Source organism: Citrobacter arsenatis (assembly GCF_004353845.1).
GTDB lineage: Bacteria > Pseudomonadota > Gammaproteobacteria > Enterobacterales > Enterobacteriaceae > Citrobacter > Citrobacter arsenatis.
In genome coordinates this window covers 2,619,826-2,637,743 of sequence record NZ_CP037864.1, presented here as the reverse complement: position 1 = coordinate 2,637,743, position 17,918 = coordinate 2,619,826, and the positions used below count along the sequence as shown (strand labels likewise).

Annotated in this window: 18 protein-coding genes; 11 read left to right on the top strand and 7 right to left on the bottom strand. The window is 53.5% G+C overall.

From position 1 onward, the window contains the following. The first annotated feature begins 54 nt into the window (after positions 1 to 54). The gene (locus E1B03_RS13705) at positions 55 to 924 is read left to right on the top strand and encodes a helix-turn-helix domain-containing protein (protein ID WP_103770658.1); all 870 of its coding nucleotides are present in this window, start codon (positions 55 to 57) and stop codon (positions 922 to 924) included. On the opposite strand, the gene E1B03_RS13700 is transcribed toward E1B03_RS13705, so the two are convergent. Continuing rightward, a complete protein-coding gene (locus E1B03_RS13700; RefSeq protein WP_133086403.1) occupies positions 907 to 2,073 on the bottom strand; it encodes a benzoate/H(+) symporter BenE family transporter in 1,167 nt (388 codons plus the stop codon). The two genes, E1B03_RS13705 and E1B03_RS13700, sit on opposite strands and share 18 nt — an antisense overlap. A 105-nt stretch (positions 2,074 to 2,178) precedes the next feature. Between E1B03_RS13700 and E1B03_RS13695 the strand changes: the two genes are divergently transcribed. Both E1B03_RS13695 and E1B03_RS13690 read left to right on the top strand, forming a co-directional pair. Then, positions 2,179 to 2,715 (top strand): helix-turn-helix domain-containing protein, encoded by a 537-nt coding sequence (locus tag E1B03_RS13695; RefSeq protein WP_103770656.1) that lies wholly within the window; start codon positions 2,179 to 2,181, stop codon positions 2,713 to 2,715. A gap of 79 nt (positions 2,716 to 2,794) precedes the next feature. Continuing rightward, complete coding sequence (locus E1B03_RS13690; protein ID WP_133086402.1) at positions 2,795 to 4,756, top strand: peptidase U32 family protein; 1,962 nt, start codon at positions 2,795 to 2,797, stop codon at positions 4,754 to 4,756. A gap of 3 nt (positions 4,757 to 4,759) precedes the next feature. Here the strand turns inward: E1B03_RS13690 and E1B03_RS13685 are convergent, their stop codons facing one another. The 4 genes from E1B03_RS13685 to E1B03_RS13670 all read right to left on the bottom strand — a co-directional run bounded on the left by E1B03_RS13685 (position 4,760) and on the right by E1B03_RS13670 (position 7,718). After that, complete coding sequence (locus E1B03_RS13685) at positions 4,760 to 4,990, bottom strand: DUF2554 family protein (RefSeq protein WP_133087225.1); 231 nt, start codon at positions 4,988 to 4,990, stop codon at positions 4,760 to 4,762. Positions 4,991 to 5,179: 189 nt separating this feature from the next. After that, a complete protein-coding gene (locus E1B03_RS13680; RefSeq protein WP_133086401.1) occupies positions 5,180 to 5,305 on the bottom strand; it encodes a DUF2474 domain-containing protein in 126 nt (41 codons plus the stop codon). Continuing rightward, a complete protein-coding gene (gene cydB / locus E1B03_RS13675) occupies positions 5,305 to 6,315 on the bottom strand; it encodes a cytochrome d ubiquinol oxidase subunit II (protein ID WP_133086400.1) in 1,011 nt (336 codons plus the stop codon). Before cydB ends, E1B03_RS13680 begins: the two co-directional genes overlap by 1 nt. After that, positions 6,315 to 7,718 carry a cytochrome ubiquinol oxidase subunit I gene (locus E1B03_RS13670; RefSeq protein WP_133086399.1) on the bottom strand — a complete coding sequence of 468 codons (1,404 nt, stop codon included), beginning with the start codon at positions 7,716 to 7,718 and terminating at the stop codon, positions 6,315 to 6,317. The genes cydB and E1B03_RS13670 overlap by 1 nt, the downstream gene beginning before the upstream one ends. Positions 7,719 to 8,027: 309 nt before the next feature. Here E1B03_RS13670 and E1B03_RS13665 point away from each other — a divergent pair, with 309 nt between their 5' ends. The 6 genes from E1B03_RS13665 to patD all read left to right on the top strand — a co-directional run bounded on the left by E1B03_RS13665 (position 8,028) and on the right by patD (position 15,135). Next, the gene (locus E1B03_RS13665) at positions 8,028 to 9,437 is read left to right on the top strand and encodes an aminotransferase-like domain-containing protein (protein WP_133086398.1); all 1,410 of its coding nucleotides are present in this window, start codon (positions 8,028 to 8,030) and stop codon (positions 9,435 to 9,437) included. A 329-nt stretch (positions 9,438 to 9,766) separates the two neighbouring features. Continuing rightward, a complete protein-coding gene (ydcS, locus tag E1B03_RS13660) occupies positions 9,767 to 10,912 on the top strand; it encodes a putative ABC transporter substrate-binding protein YdcS (RefSeq protein ID WP_133086397.1) in 1,146 nt (381 codons plus the stop codon). Positions 10,913 to 10,928: 16 nt separating this feature from the next. After that, positions 10,929 to 11,945, top strand: a complete 1,017-nt coding sequence (locus E1B03_RS13655) for an ABC transporter ATP-binding protein (RefSeq protein WP_103770649.1) — start codon at positions 10,929 to 10,931, stop codon at positions 11,943 to 11,945. Beyond that, the gene (locus E1B03_RS13650; protein ID WP_103770648.1) at positions 11,946 to 12,890 is read left to right on the top strand and encodes an ABC transporter permease; all 945 of its coding nucleotides are present in this window, start codon (positions 11,946 to 11,948) and stop codon (positions 12,888 to 12,890) included. Continuing rightward, positions 12,880 to 13,686, top strand: coding sequence for an ABC transporter permease (locus E1B03_RS13645; RefSeq protein ID WP_003020204.1), 807 nt, complete (start codon positions 12,880 to 12,882; stop codon positions 13,684 to 13,686). Before E1B03_RS13650 ends, E1B03_RS13645 begins: the two co-directional genes overlap by 11 nt. 21 nt (positions 13,687 to 13,707) lie before the next feature. After that, the gene (patD, locus tag E1B03_RS13640) at positions 13,708 to 15,135 is read left to right on the top strand and encodes an aminobutyraldehyde dehydrogenase (RefSeq protein WP_133086396.1); all 1,428 of its coding nucleotides are present in this window, start codon (positions 13,708 to 13,710) and stop codon (positions 15,133 to 15,135) included. Between the two features lie 195 nt (positions 15,136 to 15,330). Here the strand turns inward: patD and E1B03_RS13635 are convergent, their stop codons facing one another. Then, a complete protein-coding gene (locus E1B03_RS13635; protein WP_133086395.1) occupies positions 15,331 to 16,455 on the bottom strand; it encodes an MFS transporter in 1,125 nt (374 codons plus the stop codon). Between the two features lie 98 nt (positions 16,456 to 16,553). Here E1B03_RS13635 and E1B03_RS13630 point away from each other — a divergent pair, with 98 nt between their 5' ends. After that, positions 16,554 to 17,333 carry an AraC family transcriptional regulator gene (locus E1B03_RS13630; protein WP_133086394.1) on the top strand — a complete coding sequence of 260 codons (780 nt, stop codon included), beginning with the start codon at positions 16,554 to 16,556 and terminating at the stop codon, positions 17,331 to 17,333. Positions 17,334 to 17,452: 119 nt separating this feature from the next. Here E1B03_RS13630 and yncL read toward each other — a convergent pair whose 3' ends face one another. Next, positions 17,453 to 17,548, bottom strand: coding sequence for a stress response membrane protein YncL (yncL, locus tag E1B03_RS13625; protein ID WP_071524268.1), 96 nt, complete (start codon positions 17,546 to 17,548; stop codon positions 17,453 to 17,455). Between the two features lie 192 nt (positions 17,549 to 17,740). Here yncL and E1B03_RS13620 point away from each other — a divergent pair, with 192 nt between their 5' ends. Next, entirely contained in the window at positions 17,741 to 17,914 is a 174-nt protein-coding gene (locus E1B03_RS13620) for a GhoT/OrtT family toxin (RefSeq protein WP_016153148.1), read from the top strand. The last annotated feature ends 4 nt before the right edge of the window (positions 17,915 to 17,918 follow it).

Below are 17,918 nucleotides of genomic sequence, written 5' to 3'. Positions count from 1 at the left end.
AATATGTGGCTGTTATAGACTGAAAGCACGCTAACTTATTTTGAATGTGATGGTATGCCTCAGCCCTACGATGCCTTTGAAAACTTACGCAAACATAATGCCGTGCTGCATGAATCGGTTGCGTTACATTCAGGGATCCAACTGGCGGCCTGGTCAAACAAGCGCGATACCATCACTCAGTATTGCGATCACCATACGCTCAGTTTATATATCGCGGATGGCTACGAGAGTTACCACAAAACGGCGGGGGGCTGGAAGAATGGCGGGGGGCCTGACCGTTTTTGCCTGATGCCGAAAGAGAGCGAGTCAAGTTGGGATATCCGCGACGATCTCTCCTTTGTTCACCTGTATTGTACCGACGCTCATCTGCGCGAAGTGGGCGAAAAAGTCTGGGACAAAAGCCCCTATAGCTTCACGCTGGACGAGCATACGTTTGGCAGTGACCCTGGGATCACGGCGGTTTATCGTCAGTTTTTGCTTGGTAACGACTGGCAGCAACCGGCCAATCACCTCACGCTCAGCGCGGCATCTTCGCTACTGTTAACGCATCTGATCCAGCATTACAGCAACGTTCAATGGAGACTGCCTACCGTCACCGGGGGGCTTGCGCCAGCCACCTTGCGTAACGTGCTGGCCTACATTGACGCACATCTGGCGTACCCGATAACTCTGAGTTTGCTGGCAAGCGAGGCGGCGCTAAGCGAATTTCACTTTGCCAGAATGTTTCGCCAGTCGATGAATATGGCACCGCATCAGTACGTGATGCAACGCCGTATGGCGCTGGCGCAGCATCTGGTCTGTCACTCTTCACGCAGTTTGTCGGATATTGCGATGGCCTGTGGATTCAGTTCGGCGAGCCATTTTAGTAACCGGTTTAAACAGGTGACGGGGAAAACGCCTACGCAACTACGTGCGGCGAAATAACGTCAACACTGCGTAGCAGATTCCGCCGACCACTAATCCCCAGAATGCAGAGCCAACCCCCAGTAACGTCAGACCGCTGGCGGTGACCAGAAACGTCACGATAGCCGCGTCGCGCTCTGCTTCATGATGCAATGCCTGATACAAGCTCCCGCTAATCGTCCCGAGCAACGCCAGACCGGCCAGCATCTGGATCCAGCTTACGGGCAGAGCCGCCATCAGTCCTGTGACCGAACCGCCGAACACCCCTGCCAGAAGATAGAAGACGCCAGCCGCGGCGGCAGCGAGCCAGCGTCGTTTGGCATCAGGATGCGCTTCGGGGCTTTGGCAAATTGCGGCGGTGATGGCGGCAATGCAGATGGAGTAGACGCCAAACGGTGAAAACAGCAGTGCCAGCAGGCCGGTAAAGACAATGAGTGGTGAAACGGGTAACGAATAACCCGACGCTTTCATGGTGGCAATACCGGGGGCATTTTGCGAGGCCATGGTGACCAGGAACAGCGGTAGCGCAATGCTGATACTGTGTGCCAATGAAAAGTGGGGGGCAATAAACGCGGGCATAACCGGCGACAAATTGACACCTTCAGTGACAACGTCACCTTTCATCAGTGCGATAGCAATACCCACCAACATTGCGGCGATAACGGCATATCGTGGGGCAATAACTTTTAGCACCAACCACGCCACCAGCATACTCCCGCACAAAATAAGCTCACTGTTGAGGCTATTAAACGCCTGCAGACCAAAACGCAGCAGGATCCCGGCCAGCATGGCTGATGCCAGCGAATGGGGGATGATTTTCATCAGCCGGGCAAACAGTCCGGTTACGCCGCACAGCACAATCAGCGCATTAGCCACGATAAAAACGCCGATGGCATCCTGAATCGATACCCCGTGCAGGCCCGTAACCAGCAGCGCGGCGCCGGGCGTTGACCAGGCTGTGAGTACAGGGGCGCGATACCATAACGTCAGCGCCAGCGTACTGACACCCATCGCTATCCCTAGCGCGGTCATCCAACCCGCGATTTGTTCGGTCGTCGCACCAGCTGCCAGCGCCGCTTGCCAGATAATGGCAGCCGAGCTGGCATAGCCGACCAGGACAGCCACAAAACCTGATAAAACGGTGGGCAGAGGGATGGGAAATGCACGCATAGTCACTCCGTGTGCGTTATAACGGTCAATTACTGTAACACTGTGCGTTATAGCGTACAAGTGCTAAGCTGTAGCCCTGAGAAGGGAGAGTGATGAAGGAGAAAAATGGATAACTTAACCCACTATCTGGCCACAACGCTCAGAACGCTTCGTCACCAGCGGGAATGGAGCCTGTCGCGTCTGGCGGAGGAAACCGGCGTGTCCAAAGCCATGCTGGGACAAATTGAGCGCAACGAATCCAGCCCAACGGTGGCAACATTGTGGAAAATCGCTACCGGACTGAACGTCCCGTTTTCAACCTTCATTTCACCGCCGGAGTCAGACGGCGCGCCGACATTCGATCCCCAGCAGCAGGCGATGGTCGTCACGCCGCTGTTTCCGTGGGATCCGCAGTTGTGCTTCGATCATTTTTCGATACTGCTGGCGCCCGGCGCACTCAGCGAATCCACTCCGCATGAAACCGGCGTGATAGAGCACGTGGTAGTGATAAATGGGCTGCTGGATATGTGTATTGAGGGGCAGTGGCGCACCTTTAAATCCGGCGAGGGCGTGCGTTTTGCCGGAGACCGGGCGCATAGCTACCGTAACAGCAGTGAACAAACGGTGCACTTTCATTCGTTGATCCATTACCCGCGCAGTTAATCGGGAAAACTATTTCGAAAAGCCGCGCTTGTGACTACAATAGCCGCCATTTTTATCGCTTGTGGATGATAACAACTGTATGCGCCAGCAGCCTCATCACCTTGAATTGTTAAGCCCGGCCCGGGATACCGCCATTGCGCGTGAAGCCATTTTGCACGGCGCAGATGCCGTTTATATTGGCGGACCGGGGTTTGGCGCGCGTCATAACGCCAGTAACAGCCTGAAAGATATCGCCGAACTGGTGCCTTTCGCCCATCGCTACGGCGCGAAAATCTTTGTGACGCTGAATACAATTTTGCACGATGATGAGCTGGAGCCCGCGCAGCGGTTAATTACCGATCTGTATCAGACCGGTGTTGATGCCCTGATTGTGCAGGATATGGGGATTCTGGAGCTGGATATTCCGCCTATTGAGCTGCATGCCAGCACCCAGTGTGATATTCGCAGCGTAGAGAAAGCAAAGTTTCTTGCAGATGTCGGGTTCACCCAGATTGTCCTGGCGCGCGAACTGAGCCTTGAGCAGATCAATGCCATCCACCAGGCTACCGATGCGACCATTGAATTTTTCATTCATGGTGCGCTGTGCGTAGCTTATTCAGGCCAGTGCTATATTTCTCATGCGCAAACCGGGCGCAGCGCAAACCGCGGCGACTGCTCCCAGGCTTGCCGCCTGCCGTATACCCTGAAAGACGATCAGGGGCGCGTGGTGTCCTATGAAAAACACCTGCTGTCGATGAAAGATAACGATCAGACCGCCAACCTTGGCGCGTTGATTGATGCCGGTGTGCGTTCCTTCAAAATTGAAGGGCGCTATAAAGACATGAGCTATGTAAAAAATATTACTGCGCATTATCGGCAGATGCTGGACGCTATCATTGAAGAACGCGGCGATCTGGTCCGTTCTTCTGCCGGGCGTACCGAACATTTCTTTACTCCATCCACGGAAAAAACCTTCCATCGTGGCAGTACCGATTATTTTGTGAATGCCCGTAAGGGAGATATCGGCGCATTCGACTCACCAAAATTCATCGGTTTGCCGGTTGGCGAAGTCCTGAAGGTGGCAAAAGATCATCTCGATGTTGAGGTAACCGAGCCGCTGGCAAACGGGGATGGCCTGAACGTGTTAATCAAGCGTGAGGTAGTCGGATTTCGCGCTAACACGGTTGAAAAAACGGGGCACAACCGTTATCGGGTCTGGCCGAATGAAATGCCCGCCGATTTGCACAAAGTACGTGCTAATCATCCGCTAAACCGCAACCTCGATCATAACTGGCAGCAGGCGTTGACCAAAACCTCCAGCGAGCGACGCGTCGCGGTCGATATTGAGTTGGGGGGCTGGCAGGAGCAGTTGATCCTGACGCTCACCAGTGAGGAGGGGGTGAGTATTACCCATACGCTGGACGGCCAGTTTGAGGAAGCGAACAATGCGGAAAAAGCGTTGAGCAACCTGCAGGATGGTCTGGCAAAGCTTGGACAAACGCTTTATTACGCCCGCAGCATTCAGGTGAATCTGCCGGGGGCGCTGTTTGTGCCAAACGGTCAACTGAATCAGCTGCGACGTGAAGCGGTCGAGATGCTGGATGCAGCGCGTTTGCAAAGCTACCAGCGCGGACGCCGTAAACCGGTCGCACAGCCGGCGCCGGTTTATCCGCAAACGCATCTTAGCTTCCTGGCTAACGTCTACAATCATAAAGCGCGTGAGTTTTATCACCGTTATGGTGTTCAGTTGATTGATGCCGCCTATGAGGCGCATGAAGAAAAGGGCGATGTACCGGTGATGATCACCAAGCATTGCCTGCGTTTTGCGTTTAACCTGTGCCCGAAACAGGCAAAAGGGAATATCAAAAGCTGGAAAGCCACGCCGATGCAACTGGTTAACGGCGATGAGGTCCTGACGCTGAAATTTGATTGCCGACCGTGCGAAATGCACGTGATCGGCAAGATGAAACATCACATTCTGAAGATGCCGTTGCCGGGCAGCGTGGTGGCTTCCGTCAGCCCCGAAGAACTGCTGAAAACGCTGCCGAAGCGTAAAGGCTAAGGTCTAGCTCTGATAGGAATCGGGTTTGCGTGATTTTTGCCAGTAATGGTGTTCGCGAAGATCGGCGGCGGATTCTTCCGCCGTCACGCGCAGTTCATCGCTGTCGGCCGTGTGTCGTAGTAAGTGATCGGCATCCTGCACCTGAAGATATTCATGTCCCTGATTAGTAGCGAAAAGCTGACCGGAAAAAAGCGCGCTGGCCAGCAATAACACCGTTAACCCTTTCTTAAACATCATGCACCCTCTGGTACGTTAGCTGCGGAATTGGCGATAATTTCGCCTGGTGACTATTCAATATTCTAATCGGGTAAATGACAATCTCTGTTTTGTCATTTCGATGTTTTTTACATTTTTGTTTAGCTAACGTTAGGGTTTGTCACAACCGGGCAATAGCGCGCTGCCCGGTTGTTATCAGAGAGAAATTCAGGACTTAAATCCGGCGGCCGTCATCAGGAGACGAAAAAACATACCAACGGCGGCGAGGGCCATCACGCTGCCGCCCCAGAGGATCACCAGCCACATCAGGCGTTTCCAGATTGTTTGTTGCATCAATGATACCCCTCACCATGTTGAACTTTGCCGCGGAAAACGTAGTAGCTCCAGAAGGTGTACACCAGGATTATCGGGATAATCAGCAGTGCGCCAACCAACATAAACCCCTGGCTTTGCGCCGGAGCCGCCGCCTGCCAGAGCGTAATGGACGGTGGAATGATATGTGGCCAGATACTGATCCCCAGCCCGCTGAACCCAAGGAAGATCAGCCCCAACGTCAATACAAAAGGCAGCGTATGGCTATTTTGCTGCCCCAGCGCACGCCACAGCCAGATGCTGATAAGCGCAACCAGCAGCGGAACCGGCATCAGGAACCACAGGTTGGGCAGGCTAAACCAGCGCTCGGCGATCGCACTGTGCGCCAGCGGCGTCCACAGGCTGATAATGGCAATGACAACCAGCATCGCCAGCAGCAGTTTTTTTGCTACGCGGCGCATTTTTTCCTGCAACGGATTTTCACTTTTCATCACCAGCCATGTCGCTCCCAGCAGGGCATAGGCTACAACCAGGCCAACGCCGCAGAACAGCGTAAACGGGGTCAGCCAGTCGAATGGACCGCCGCTGTAGCTGCGCCCGGTAACGGAAAATCCGTTGAGTACGGCACCCACTACGACACCTTGCGTGAATGTTGCGAGGATTGAGCCGCCGAGAAAAGCTTTATCCCAGAATGGTCGATGCGCCGGCGTGGCTTTAAAACGAAACTCAAACGCGACGCCGCGAAAAATCAGGCCGATCAGCATCAGCGTCAGCGGGATCGTTAGCGCATCAACAATCACCGCATAGGCCAGGGGGAAAGCGCCGAATAATCCGGCTCCGCCCAGCACCAGCCAGGTTTCATTGCCGTCCCATACCGGAGCGACGCTGTTGACCATCACATCGCGGTCATCAGAATCCTGAATCGCCGGGAATAAAATACCGATCCCAAGATCAAAACCGTCCATCACGATATACATCAGAGTGGCGAACACGATGATTACAAACCAGATAACTGATAAATCGATACCCATTAGCGGTGTGCCTCCGGTTGAGAATCAAGGACGGCAGCAGAAAGCGGCCGGGCAGGCGTGCCGGTTGGCGGAACGGTCGGGTCATCTTCCTGCGGCCCTTTGCGGATCAGGCGGATCATGTAGCTGTAACCCACGCCAAACACCGAGCTGTACACCACAAAGAAGGACAGCAGGCTGATGCTCATATGTAAATCACCGTGTGCGGAAACCGCATCCGCCGTACGTTGTAACCCGTAAACCACCCACGGTTGGCGGCCAACTTCAGTGGTTACCCAGCCAGCAAGGATGGCAATCAGTCCGGAAGGGCCCATCCACAAGGCAAAGCGCAGGAAAGGACGCGAGGTATATAAACGCTGCTTATAGCGCAGCCACAGAGCAAATGCGCCCAGCAGGATCATCAGCATGCCCAGCCCGGCCATTATGCGAAACGACCAGAACACCATGGTGGAGTTGGGCCGGTCTTCTTTAGGAAACTCTTTCAGGGCCGGGACCTGCTTATCCAGACTATGGGTCAGAATCAGACTGCCCAACGCCGGGATTTCCAGCCCATAGCGGGTGCGCTCCTGCTCGATATCCGGCCAGCCGAACAGCAGCAGCGGAGTCGGTTCACCGGGGCGGTTTTCCCAGTGGCCTTCAATGGCGGCAATTTTTGCCGGCTGATGCTTCAGGGTATTCAAACCGTGCATGTCGCCGATCAAGGCCTGCAACGGGGCGACGATGAGTGTCATCCATAGCGCCATTGAGAACATGGCGCGAATAGCCGGGGTGTTATTCCCGCGCAGTAAATGCCATGCGCCCGACGCTGCGACAAACAGCGCGCTGCTCAGGAAGGCGGCAACGGACATATGCAGCAAACGATAAGGGAATGAAGGATTGAAAATAACGGCGAACCAGTCGACGGGAACGACTTGCCCGTTAACGATTTCATAGCCTTGCGGTGTCTGCATCCAGCTGTTGGAGGCAAGGATCCAGAAGGTAGAAATAATAGTACCCAGCGCAACCATACAGGTCGCAAAGAAGTGAAGCCCTGGGCCAACCCGGTTCCAGCCAAACAGCATTACCCCGAGGAAACCTGCTTCGAGGAAGAAGGCAGTTAACACTTCATAGGTGAGAAGCGGCCCGGTGATGCTTCCGGCGAACTCGGAAAAACCACTCCAGTTGGTGCCGAACTGATAGGCCATCACCAGCCCGGAAACCACGCCCATCCCAAAGTTTACGGCGAAAATTTTCGACCAGAAATGGTATAGCGAGCGCCAGACGGGATTTTTCGTTTTTAGCCATAACCCTTCGAGCACCGCCAGATAACTGGCGAGGCCAATGGTAATGGCCGGAAAGATGATGTGGAAGGATACCGTAAACGCGAACTGGATCCTTGCCAGGTGAAACGCGTCAAGACCGAACATGCTTAACTCCGCAGGCAAAATTGATTTAGCGCAATTCTAAGACTGCAAAGCAATGGAAGGCAGAAACAGAACAGTTCTTTTTAACCATAACAGTTGTCGCGCTGTTATAGATTGGCCTGGCTGATATGAAATCTGGACGCTGGATTCTTGTGATTGAATAGCAACCTCTTCTAGAAACTCGCGCCTTAGGCAAGAACTGTCATTAACGATGTTGTAAAACTGTTAACTATAACAGTTCTGAAAAAACCGTTATTTATGTAGACTGATATACACAGTGGTTGTCACCGACACCGGTAATCAGGACGAAAAATGAAAAAATACCAGCGACTGGCTGAGCAAATTCGCGATCAAATCGCGTCTGGCGTATGGCAGCCAGGCGATCGCCTGCCATCTTTGCGTGAACAGGTAGTCAGCAGCGGCATGAGCTTCATGACCGTCGGACACGCTTACCAGCTGCTGGAGAGTCAGGGGCGGATTATTGCCCGACCGCAATCGGGTTACTACGTTGCGGCGCGCCCGCAACGTGAACCGGCAGCGCCACAGGCGCAGGTCATGCGCGATGAAGCGGTGGATATCAACACCTATATTTTTGATATGTTGCAAGCCAGCCGGGATGCGTCAGTGATGCCATTTGCCTCTGCATTCCCCGACCCACGTCTGTTTCCCCTCCAGCAGTTGAACCGCTCGCTGGCGCAGGTGAGTAAAACCGCCACCGCCATGAGTGTGATCGAAAACCTGCCACCGGGAAACGCTGAGCTGCGCCATGCCATTGCCCGTCGCTATGCTCAACAGGGGATGACCATTTCACCTGATGAAATCGTCATCACTACCGGTGCGCTTGAGGCCCTTAATCTGAGCCTGCAGGCGGTTACCGAGCCAGGGGATTGGGTGATTGTCGAAAACCCCTGTTTTTACGGGGCATTGCAGGCCCTTGAACGGCTACGCCTGAAAGCGCTTTCGATTGCCACCGACGTAAAAGAGGGGATCGACCTTACCGCGTTGGAACAGGCGCTACAGGAGTATCCGGTAAAAGCCTGCTGGTTGATGACCAACAGCCAAAATCCGCTGGGTTTTACGCTCAGCCCAGAGAAAAAGGCGCACCTGGTCGCATTGCTGGAAAAATACCACGTGATGCTGATAGAAGATGATGTTTACAGCGAGCTGTACTTTGGTCGTGAAAAACCGCTGCCCGCCAAAGCCTGGGATCGCGCCGACAGCGTTTTGCATTGTTCGTCGTTTTCGAAATGCCTGGTGCCAGGGTTTCGTGTTGGCTGGGTGGCGGCAGGGAAGCATGCCCGGCGCATTCAGCGGCTCCAGCTAATGAGCACCTTATCTACCAGTTCTCCAATGCAACTTGCACTTGTTGATTATCTGTCAACCCGTCGCTATGACGCGCATCTGCGTCGTCTGCGCCGACAGTTGGCGGAACGCAAACAGCAGGCCTGGCAAACGCTGCTGCGCCATCTTCCGGCGGAAGTCAAAATTCACCACAACGACAGCGGCTATTTTCTGTGGCTGGAATTGCCAGAACCGCTTGATGCAGGCGTGCTTAGTATTCAGGCGCTGGCGCACCATATCAGCATTGCGCCGGGAAAAATGTTCTCAACCTCAGGGAGTTGGACACGGTTCTTTCGTTTTAATACCGCATGGCACTGGGGAGAGCGTGAGGAACAGGCTGTAAAACAGCTTGGAAAATTAATTCGCGAGATGATGAAATAAAGCATAACGCGCTATTCAATATAAAAGAATAGCGCGTTCTTATTTTAGAAATAGAGAATGCCGCGCCCTGATGTTATTTATATCGGGTGCTACCATACAAAAAATCAATAGTTATTACTCTTGCCACCATTGCGTCTAACTCCTTGTCTATACTCCAGAAGATTAAAAGCCCCGGTCAGAGTCTGTAGCGTAATGAGCGTTAGCTCACAACCTGATTAAATTTCCTTGCGCCAGCAGGAACGCTTGCAACACCCCGACTATTTTTAGGAAAGGACATATATTTACGGCAAGGCTGCCGCTCAATATTTTTTAGACAGGAGTAAGACGTTATGAGCAAGCAGTTTGCCCTCACTAGCCTGTGCGCACTCAGTATGACGCTGATGACTGCACAGGCAGCCGAACCCCCAACATCATTAGATAAACCGGAAGGCCGTCTGGATATTATTGCCTGGCCGGGTTATATCGAACGTGGTCAAACCGATAAACAATATGATTGGGTCTCGCAGTTTGAAAAAGAAACCGGCTGTGCGGTCAATGTCAAAACGGCGGCCACATCTGATGAGATGGTCAGCCTGATGGCAAAAGGCGGCTACGACCTGGTTACCGCTTCCGGTGACGCCTCATTGCGTCTGATTATGGGAAAACGCGTTCAGCCGATTAATACCGCGCTGATCCCTAACTGGAAAACCATCGATCCACGTGTGGTAAAAGGCGAATGGTTTAACGTTGGTGGAAAAGTATACGGCACGCCGTACCAGTGGGGACCAAACCTGCTGATGTATAACACTAAAATTTTCCCAACCCCGCCGGATAGCTGGAGCGTGGTGTTTGTTGAGCAAAAACTTGAAGACGGAAAAAGCAACAAAGGACGCGTTCAGGCCTACGATGGCCCGATCTATATCGCCGATGCCGCGTTATTCGTTAAGGCGACTCAGCCACAACTGGGTATTACCGATCCCTATCAACTCACCGAAAAACAGTATCAGGCGGTTATCAAAGTCCTGAGCGATCAGCACGCGTTAATCCATCGCTATTGGCACGATACCACCGTGCAAATGAGCGACTTCAAAAACGAAGGTGTGGTGGCATCAAGCGCCTGGCCTTACCAGGCTAACGCCCTGAAAGGGGAAGGTCAGCCTATCGCCACGGTTTTCCCAAAAGAAGGGGTCACCGGATGGGCTGATACCACCATGCTGCACAGCGAAGCGAAACACCCGGTTTGTGCTTATAAATGGATGAACTGGTCGTTAACCCCGAAAGTACAGGGTGACGTTGCGGCCTGGTTTGGTTCTCTGCCAGTGGTGCCTGAAGGCTGTAAAGCCAGCCCGCTGCTGGGTGAAAAGGGCTGTGAAACCAACGGCTATAGCTACTTTGACAAAATTGCCTTCTGGAAAACGCCGATCGCAGAAGGTGGCAAATTCGTTCCTTACAGTCGCTGGACGCAGGATTACATCGCCATTATGGGCGGTCGCTAATTCCGCTGGGGGTTTTATGACGTACGCAGTGGAGTTTCATAACGTCTCGCGTCTGTACGGGGATGTTCGTGCAGTTGATGGAGTGAGTATTGCGATTAACGACGGTGAGTTTTTCTCTATGCTGGGGCCATCCGGCTCCGGCAAAACCACCTGTCTGCGCCTGATTGCAGGGTTTGAACAGCTGTCAGGCGGCGCAATCACTATTTTTGGTAAGCAGGCCAGCGAATTGCCGCCCTGGGAACGAGACGTCAATACGGTATTTCAGGATTACGCGCTATTCCCGCATATGTCGATTCTCGACAACGTCGCCTACGGATTGATGGTCAAAGGCATTGATAAAAAACAGCGCCACGCAAAAGCGCGTGAAGCACTGGATAAAGTTGCGCTCGGGTTTGTGCATGAACGCAAACCGTCGCAACTTTCCGGTGGTCAGCGGCAGCGCGTGGCGATTGCCCGGGCGCTGGTCAATGAACCACGTGTCTTGTTACTGGATGAACCGCTCGGAGCATTGGATCTTAAGCTGCGTGAACAGATGCAGCTTGAGCTGAAAAAATTACAGCAATCTCTTGGTATCACCTTCATTTTTGTTACCCACGATCAGGGCGAGGCCCTGTCGATGTCCGATCGTGTGGCGGTGTTTAACAACGGTCGCATCGAACAGGTGGATTCCCCACGTGAACTGTACATGCGTCCGCGGACACCGTTTGTGGCAAGTTTCGTCGGGACGTCCAATGTCTTTGATGCCACGATGTCAGCGAACGTTTGCGGGCTACAGGGAATGTTTTCCCTGCGTCCGGAGCACATTCGCTTGAATGATGCCGAGGGAGAAGTCCAGGCTCCGGGGGTTATCCAGGCGGTGCAGTACCAGGGCGCGGCGACACGGTTTGAACTGAAACTGGCCGGTGGCGAAAAGTTGCTGGTTAGCCAGGCGAACCTGACAGGCGAAATGCTGCCCTCAACATTGTCGCCAGGTCAGCAGGTGATGGCATCGTGGTCACGTGACGTGATGGTACCGCTGGTTGAGGAGAGGTGAATGGCTATGAATGTCTTACATTCGCCTCCACAGCCGACAAGTCTGAACCGGATCTCCGGTTTCTTCTGGCGTAATCCTGGACTGGGGCTGTTTTTGCTGCTCCTCGGACCGTTGATGTGGTTTGGTATCGTCTACTTCGGCTCACTACTGACGCTGTTGTGGCAAGGTTTTTATACCTTCGACGATTTCACCATGTCGGTTACGCCGGACCTGACGCTGGCGAATTTGCAGGCGCTGTTTAATCCCGCTAACTACGACATCATTTTGCGCACCCTGACGATGGCGGTGGCGGTCACGATTGCCAGCGCGATTCTGGCGTTTCCGATGGCGTGGTATATGGCGCGCTATACCAGCGGCAAAATGAAAGCCTTTTTTTACATTGCGGTGATGTTGCCGATGTGGGCCAGCTACATTGTTAAAGCCTACGCGTGGACGTTACTGTTGGCTAAAGACGGCGTGGCGCAGTGGTTTTTAACCCATCTGGGGTTGGAGCCGCTGCTGCTTTCGTTCCTGACGTTGCCTGCAGTTGGCGGCAATACGTTGTCGACCTCAGGGTTAGGGCGCTTTCTGGTGTTCGTCTACATCTGGCTGCCGTTTATGATCCTGCCAGTACAGGCCGCGCTGGAGAGACTTCCGCCGTCGCTGTTACAGGCCTCCGCTGATTTGGGCGCGCGTCCGCGTCAAACCTTCCGCTATGTGGTCCTCCCGTTGGCGATCCCCGGTATTGCGGCGGGTTCGATTTTTACCTTCTCTCTGACGTTAGGCGATTTTATCGTGCCACAACTGGTGGGACCGCCGGGCTATTTCATCGGCAACATGGTGTATTCGCAACAAGGGGCGATCGGCAATATGCCAATGGCGGCGGCATTTACTCTGGTGCCGATTGTGTTAATCGCACTGTATCTGGCGTTCGTGAAGCGTCTGGGAGCTTTTGATGCACTCTGAACGCGCACCCTGGTTACTCAAACTGGCGGCATGGGGCGGGGTTATTTTCCTGCACTTTCCCATCCTCATCATCGCCACCTATGCTTTTAATACTGAGGAGGCTGCATTTAGTTTTCCACCGCAGGGATTAACGCTGAAGTGGTTTAGCGTTGCGGCACAGCGTAGCGATATTCTGGAATCTGTGACGTTGTCACTTAAAATTGCTGCGTTGTCGACGGCCATTGCTCTCGTTCTGGGGACGCTGGCCGCCGCCGCACTGTGGCGCAGGGACTTTTTTGGTAAAAGCGCAATATCGCTGTTGCTGCTGTTGCCGATCGCGCTGCCGGGGATTATTACCGGTCTGGCGCTATTGACGGCGTTTAAAACCATCAACCTGGAACCCGGATTTCTCACGATCGTCGTGGGCCATGCGACGTTTTGCGTGGTGGTGGTATTTAACAACGTCGTGGCGCGTTTTCGCCGTACCTCATGGAGTCTGGTCGAAGCGTCTATGGATCTTGGCGCCAATGGCTGGCAAACCTTTCGTTATGTCGTGCTGCCAAACCTGGCATCGGCACTGCTGGCGGGAGGGATGCTGGCGTTTGCCTTGTCGTTTGATGAAATCATCGTGACAACGTTCACCGCCGGACATGAAAGAACACTTCCTTTGTGGCTGCTCAATCAGTTGGGCCGACCACGAGATGTGCCTGTCACCAACGTTGTGGCATTACTGGTAATGCTGGTGACAACACTGCCAATTTTAGGGGCCTGGTGGCTAACGCGTGAAGGCGACACTCTCGCCGGAAACGGTAAATAAACGACGATATGGGAAATTGCTATGCAACATCAATTACTGATTAATGGCGAGCTGGTCAACGGTGAAGGTGAAAAGCAGCCAGTCTATAACCCTGCCACTGGTGAACTTATTCTGGAGATTGCCGAGGCGTCAGCCGTGCAGGTTGATGCCGCGGTACGCGCAGCCGACAGCGCATTTGCCACCTGGGGACAAACCACGCCAAAAGTTCGTTCCGAATTGCTGCTGAAACTGGCGGATGCTATCGCCGATAACGCGCAAACCTTCGCAGAGCTGGAATCACTCAACTGCGGTAAGCCGTTGCACTGCGTCCTCAACGATGAAATTCCGGCAATTGTCGACGTTTTCCGCTTTTTTGCCGGGGCGGCTCGTACCCTGCAGGGACAGGCGGCCGGAGAGTATCTGGAAGGGCATACGTCGATGATTCGCCGCGATCCGCTGGGCGTAGTGGCTTCTATTGCGCCGTGGAACTACCCGTTGATGATGGCGGCGTGGAAGCTGGCGCCGGCACTGGCGGCGGGTAACTGTGTGGTGATTAAACCGTCAGAAATTACCCCGCTGACGGCGCTTAAACTGGCTGAATTTGCCAAAGATATTTATCCGGCTGGCGTTATCAACGTGCTGTTTGGCCGCGGTAAAACGGTAGGCGACCCGCTGACCGGTCATGAAAAAGTCCGGATGGTTTCTCTGACCGGCTCCATTGCCACCGGTGAACACATTATCCAGCATACCGCGCCTTCGATTAAGCGCACGCATATGGAACTGGGCGGCAAAGCCCCGGTTATCATTTTTGATGATGCCGATCTGGATGCTGTGGTGAGCGGCGTACGGACCTTTGGCTATTACAACGCCGGACAAGACTGTACAGCGGCTTGTCGAATCTATGCCCAGAAAGGCATTTATGACGCGCTGGTCGAGAAACTCGGCGCGGCGGTTGCCAGCCTGAAAATCGGCGCACCGAATGACGAATCGACCGAGCTGGGACCGGTGAGCTCGCAGGCGCATCTTGACCGCGTGACGAAAGCGGTCGATGAGGCCAAAGCGCTAGGGCATATCAAAGTCATCACCGGTGGTAAAAAAGTGGATGGCGCAGGCTACTACTTTGCCCCGACGCTGCTGGCCGGAGCCAGGCAAGACGATGCCATCGTGCAGCGGGAAGTTTTTGGCCCGGTGGTCAGCGTAACCGTATTTGAAGATGAAGATCAGGTGCTGGCGTGGGCTAACGATTCGAAATACGGACTGGCATCCTCAGTCTGGACCCGGGATGTGGGGCGCGCGCATCGCTTTAGCGCTCGCCTGCAGTATGGTTGCACCTGGGTCAATACCCACTTCACGTTGGTCAGCGAGATGCCGCACGGCGGGCAGAAACAGTCTGGTTATGGCAAGGATATGTCGGTTTATGGACTGGAGGATTACACGATTGTTCGCCATGTCATGATCAAGCATGAGTAATATCTTAAGTGCGAGCGGTAAAAGGGGCACGGATAGCTAAATACTGGCAAACGTGTGTCTATACTATTCGCGGCACTGGCCTCGTCGCCATCGGACGGCGGTAAGTTGGAAATATCCGCGAGGTCAGGCTAATTGATACAACAAAGCCCCGGCTTACTGTCGGGGCTTTGTGCTTTCTGGCTTACCGCCCGGTTATCAGCGGCGCAAGCTGCAAAGCCAGGCGAGTAACGCACAGACGCTCAGTACCAGCCCCAACTGTTGCACCATGCCTGCCAACCCCAGCATCATTCCCAGTAACAGGTAATAGCTTAATCCGAACAAAGCACCGGCGGTCCCCGCCTGTGCACGGTAGTGACGCAGCGCCTGGCTCAGCACATTGGGAATCGCGATTCCATAGGCTAACACCACGCCGAACACAGGCAGCAGGATCAGCGCGCAGTGCTGTAGCCACCACGCGACCAGTCCTGACAATGCTGCCAGCGTACAGGCATAACGTACCAGTTGTTCCGGCGTCAGACCTGCCGTTAACAATTTCCGGTTCAGCAGACTCCCCGACAGTGACGCAAACGCAAGCAACGCGCCCGTCCAGCCAAAGGCTCTGGCGTTCCATCCTAATTGCCCGAAAAGAAACGGCGCCAGGCTGTAATAGCTAAACAGCATGGTGTTCAGGAGGGCAACCAGCATGGCGTTTTTCCACAGCTCACTGTCTCGCACCATGCGGGAGAGCAGCGCAGCAAGCTCAGGCGTGAGCGTATGCTCGGGCCGGGTTTCTGGCAGCACAGCCGCTGTCAGTATCAGCAGTAGCAGCGCCAGCAGCACCAGAGCAACAAATACACCGGTATGACCGTACAGGCTAACCAGCCAACCGCCGCTCAGCAGGCCGAAAACCGGACTCAATGCCAGCGCGGCGCCCATCACAGAAAAGACGCGGGATAGTGCGGTTGACTCATAACTGTCCCTTAGCATGGTTTGTACTACCACTGACCCGGCGGCCGCGCCGATGGCGGAGATCATCCGCGCCAGCAGCAAAATACTGAAGTCGGTGGTAACAACGGCCAATGCGCAACCTGTTCCATAGCAGATAAGTCCAGCCTGCATCGCCAAACGTCGTCCGATGCAGTCGCTTAGCCAACCCCACAACGCCACGCCGACGGCGAAGGCAACAAAATAAACGGAAAGTGTTTGCGCCGCGCGCTCACTGCTTATGTGAAAAGACGTGGCGATACCTGGCAATGCCGGGCTGTAAATGGTTTCCACCAGTTGTGGAAACATAATCAGTAGCGTGAGAAGCCACAACGGCGGGCGACGAAACGTGTTCATACAATATCCAAAGACATAAAACAGGCGGGCATTATTGCTGAATGGGATGTGTCGCATTACCATTATGAGGACTTTAAATATCAAATATCGGACAGATAATGAAAATTGCCCCGGATGATGATTTCGATGCGGATAGCTTTGATAAACCGGTTATCGGGATTGCCTCTGATATGGGCGTACACGATTCTGGGCGGCATAGCCACCTTCGTCATCAGCTACTTTTCTCTGCCGCAGGGAGCATTACGATCGAGCTGGAGCAGGCCCTGTGTCTGCTACCGCCACGGCGTGCGGTTTGGATCCCGGCCGGTACGGTACATCGCGCCATAATGCGTGGGGTAATGGCGTATCGTTCTTTGTACTTTTCAACCACATTGCCGTTATCTGAGTTACCGCTGCAGATAGTCGAAGTTAACCCTCTCTTTTTTGAAGTGATAGAACGTATGGCCTTCTGGTCATGGGATATGCCTGCCGCGCAGCAGTCCAGCCTCATCACCGTCTTTTGTGAGGAAATGCGTGCCGCCTGCAGTGAAAACTGGACGTTGCGGTTTCCTTCAGACCCGCGGCTGAGCCTGTGGCTAGAGGGATTGCGCATGGGAGAATTGCCACCGCGACTGAATCAATTGTCCCAACGGGTTGGGGCATGCGAGAGGACGATCGGTCGAATATTTACCCGAGATACCGGGATGAATTATCAAAGCTGGCGACAGCAGTTTAGGTTGTTAAAAGCCATGGAGATGCTGGCTGACGGCTGTCATATCAGCCAGGTGGCGCAATATCTGCAATTTGTCAGTGATAGTGCTTTTATCGCTTTCTTCCATCAACATACCGGCACAACGCCAAGCCGTTATTCGGGCAACATAATGCCGCAGAAGGAATAGGGGTATTACATACTAAGGATAATTTACCCGACGGAGGGAGAGTGGGAAGATCGCGTACTAATGGCAGAGAGAAGACCCTCTCTGCCAGTGGACGCTGCAATTAATCAAGAAGAATTACATCAAGCAAACCAGCCGAACCTTGCGGATATCAGACTGAAAAGTCCTACAGCAGCAAATATATTTATCAGCACCACAGTTTTACTGGAAACATTCATTTTTGCCACCTTTCGTTTTAACCCTTATGGGTATAGTACGGCTTATAACTATCCGCAATAGTACGAATTCTGAACATAATGAAAATGGGTTGTTTTATGACCGTTTCTCTTAAAATAATTAATAAAACTTGATGTGGGTCATGAAAAAGAGCATATTGCGCGCGATTTTACCTTTCGGCCCGGACGCCTTACATGTCTCTGTACCAAAAAATGTTGGTTTTTTATGCGGTGATGGCCGCTATCACGGCAATCATCACCTGGTTTCTTTCCCGCGATAAAAAGCGAATTCGCTTTCTCAGTGCGGTATTGGTTGGGGCGACCTGGCCGATGAGTTTTCCCGTCGCGCTAATGTTTTCTCTGTTCTGATAAC

Excerpts from the sequence above, each read along its gene's own strand:
- E1B03_RS13705 (WP_103770658.1), top strand. The coding sequence starts at position 55 with ATGCCTCAGCCCTACGATGCCTTTGAAAACTTACGCAAACATAATGCC.
- E1B03_RS13700 (WP_133086403.1), bottom strand. The coding sequence starts at position 2,073 with ATGCGTGCATTTCCCATCCCTCTGCCCACCGTTTTATCAGGTTTTGTG.
- E1B03_RS13695 (WP_103770656.1), top strand. The coding sequence starts at position 2,179 with ATGGATAACTTAACCCACTATCTGGCCACAACGCTCAGAACGCTTCGT.
- E1B03_RS13690 (WP_133086402.1), top strand. The coding sequence starts at position 2,795 with ATGCGCCAGCAGCCTCATCACCTTGAATTGTTAAGCCCGGCCCGGGAT.
- E1B03_RS13685 (WP_133087225.1), bottom strand. The coding sequence starts at position 4,990 with ATGTTTAAGAAAGGGTTAACGGTGTTATTGCTGGCCAGCGCGCTTTTT.
- E1B03_RS13680 (WP_133086401.1), bottom strand. The coding sequence starts at position 5,305 with ATGCAACAAACAATCTGGAAACGCCTGATGTGGCTGGTGATCCTCTGG.
- cydB (WP_133086400.1), bottom strand. The coding sequence starts at position 6,315 with ATGGGTATCGATTTATCAGTTATCTGGTTTGTAATCATCGTGTTCGCC.
- E1B03_RS13670 (WP_133086399.1), bottom strand. The coding sequence starts at position 7,718 with ATGTTCGGTCTTGACGCGTTTCACCTGGCAAGGATCCAGTTCGCGTTT.
- E1B03_RS13665 (WP_133086398.1), top strand. The coding sequence starts at position 8,028 with ATGAAAAAATACCAGCGACTGGCTGAGCAAATTCGCGATCAAATCGCG.
- ydcS (WP_133086397.1), top strand. The coding sequence starts at position 9,767 with ATGAGCAAGCAGTTTGCCCTCACTAGCCTGTGCGCACTCAGTATGACG.
- E1B03_RS13655 (WP_103770649.1), top strand. The coding sequence starts at position 10,929 with ATGACGTACGCAGTGGAGTTTCATAACGTCTCGCGTCTGTACGGGGAT.
- E1B03_RS13650 (WP_103770648.1), top strand. The coding sequence starts at position 11,946 with ATGGCTATGAATGTCTTACATTCGCCTCCACAGCCGACAAGTCTGAAC.
- E1B03_RS13645 (WP_003020204.1), top strand. The coding sequence starts at position 12,880 with ATGCACTCTGAACGCGCACCCTGGTTACTCAAACTGGCGGCATGGGGC.
- patD (WP_133086396.1), top strand. The coding sequence starts at position 13,708 with ATGCAACATCAATTACTGATTAATGGCGAGCTGGTCAACGGTGAAGGT.
- E1B03_RS13635 (WP_133086395.1), bottom strand. The coding sequence starts at position 16,455 with ATGAACACGTTTCGTCGCCCGCCGTTGTGGCTTCTCACGCTACTGATT.
- E1B03_RS13630 (WP_133086394.1), top strand. The coding sequence starts at position 16,554 with ATGAAAATTGCCCCGGATGATGATTTCGATGCGGATAGCTTTGATAAA.
- yncL (WP_071524268.1), bottom strand. The coding sequence starts at position 17,548 with ATGAATGTTTCCAGTAAAACTGTGGTGCTGATAAATATATTTGCTGCT.
- E1B03_RS13620 (WP_016153148.1), top strand. The coding sequence starts at position 17,741 with ATGTCTCTGTACCAAAAAATGTTGGTTTTTTATGCGGTGATGGCCGCT.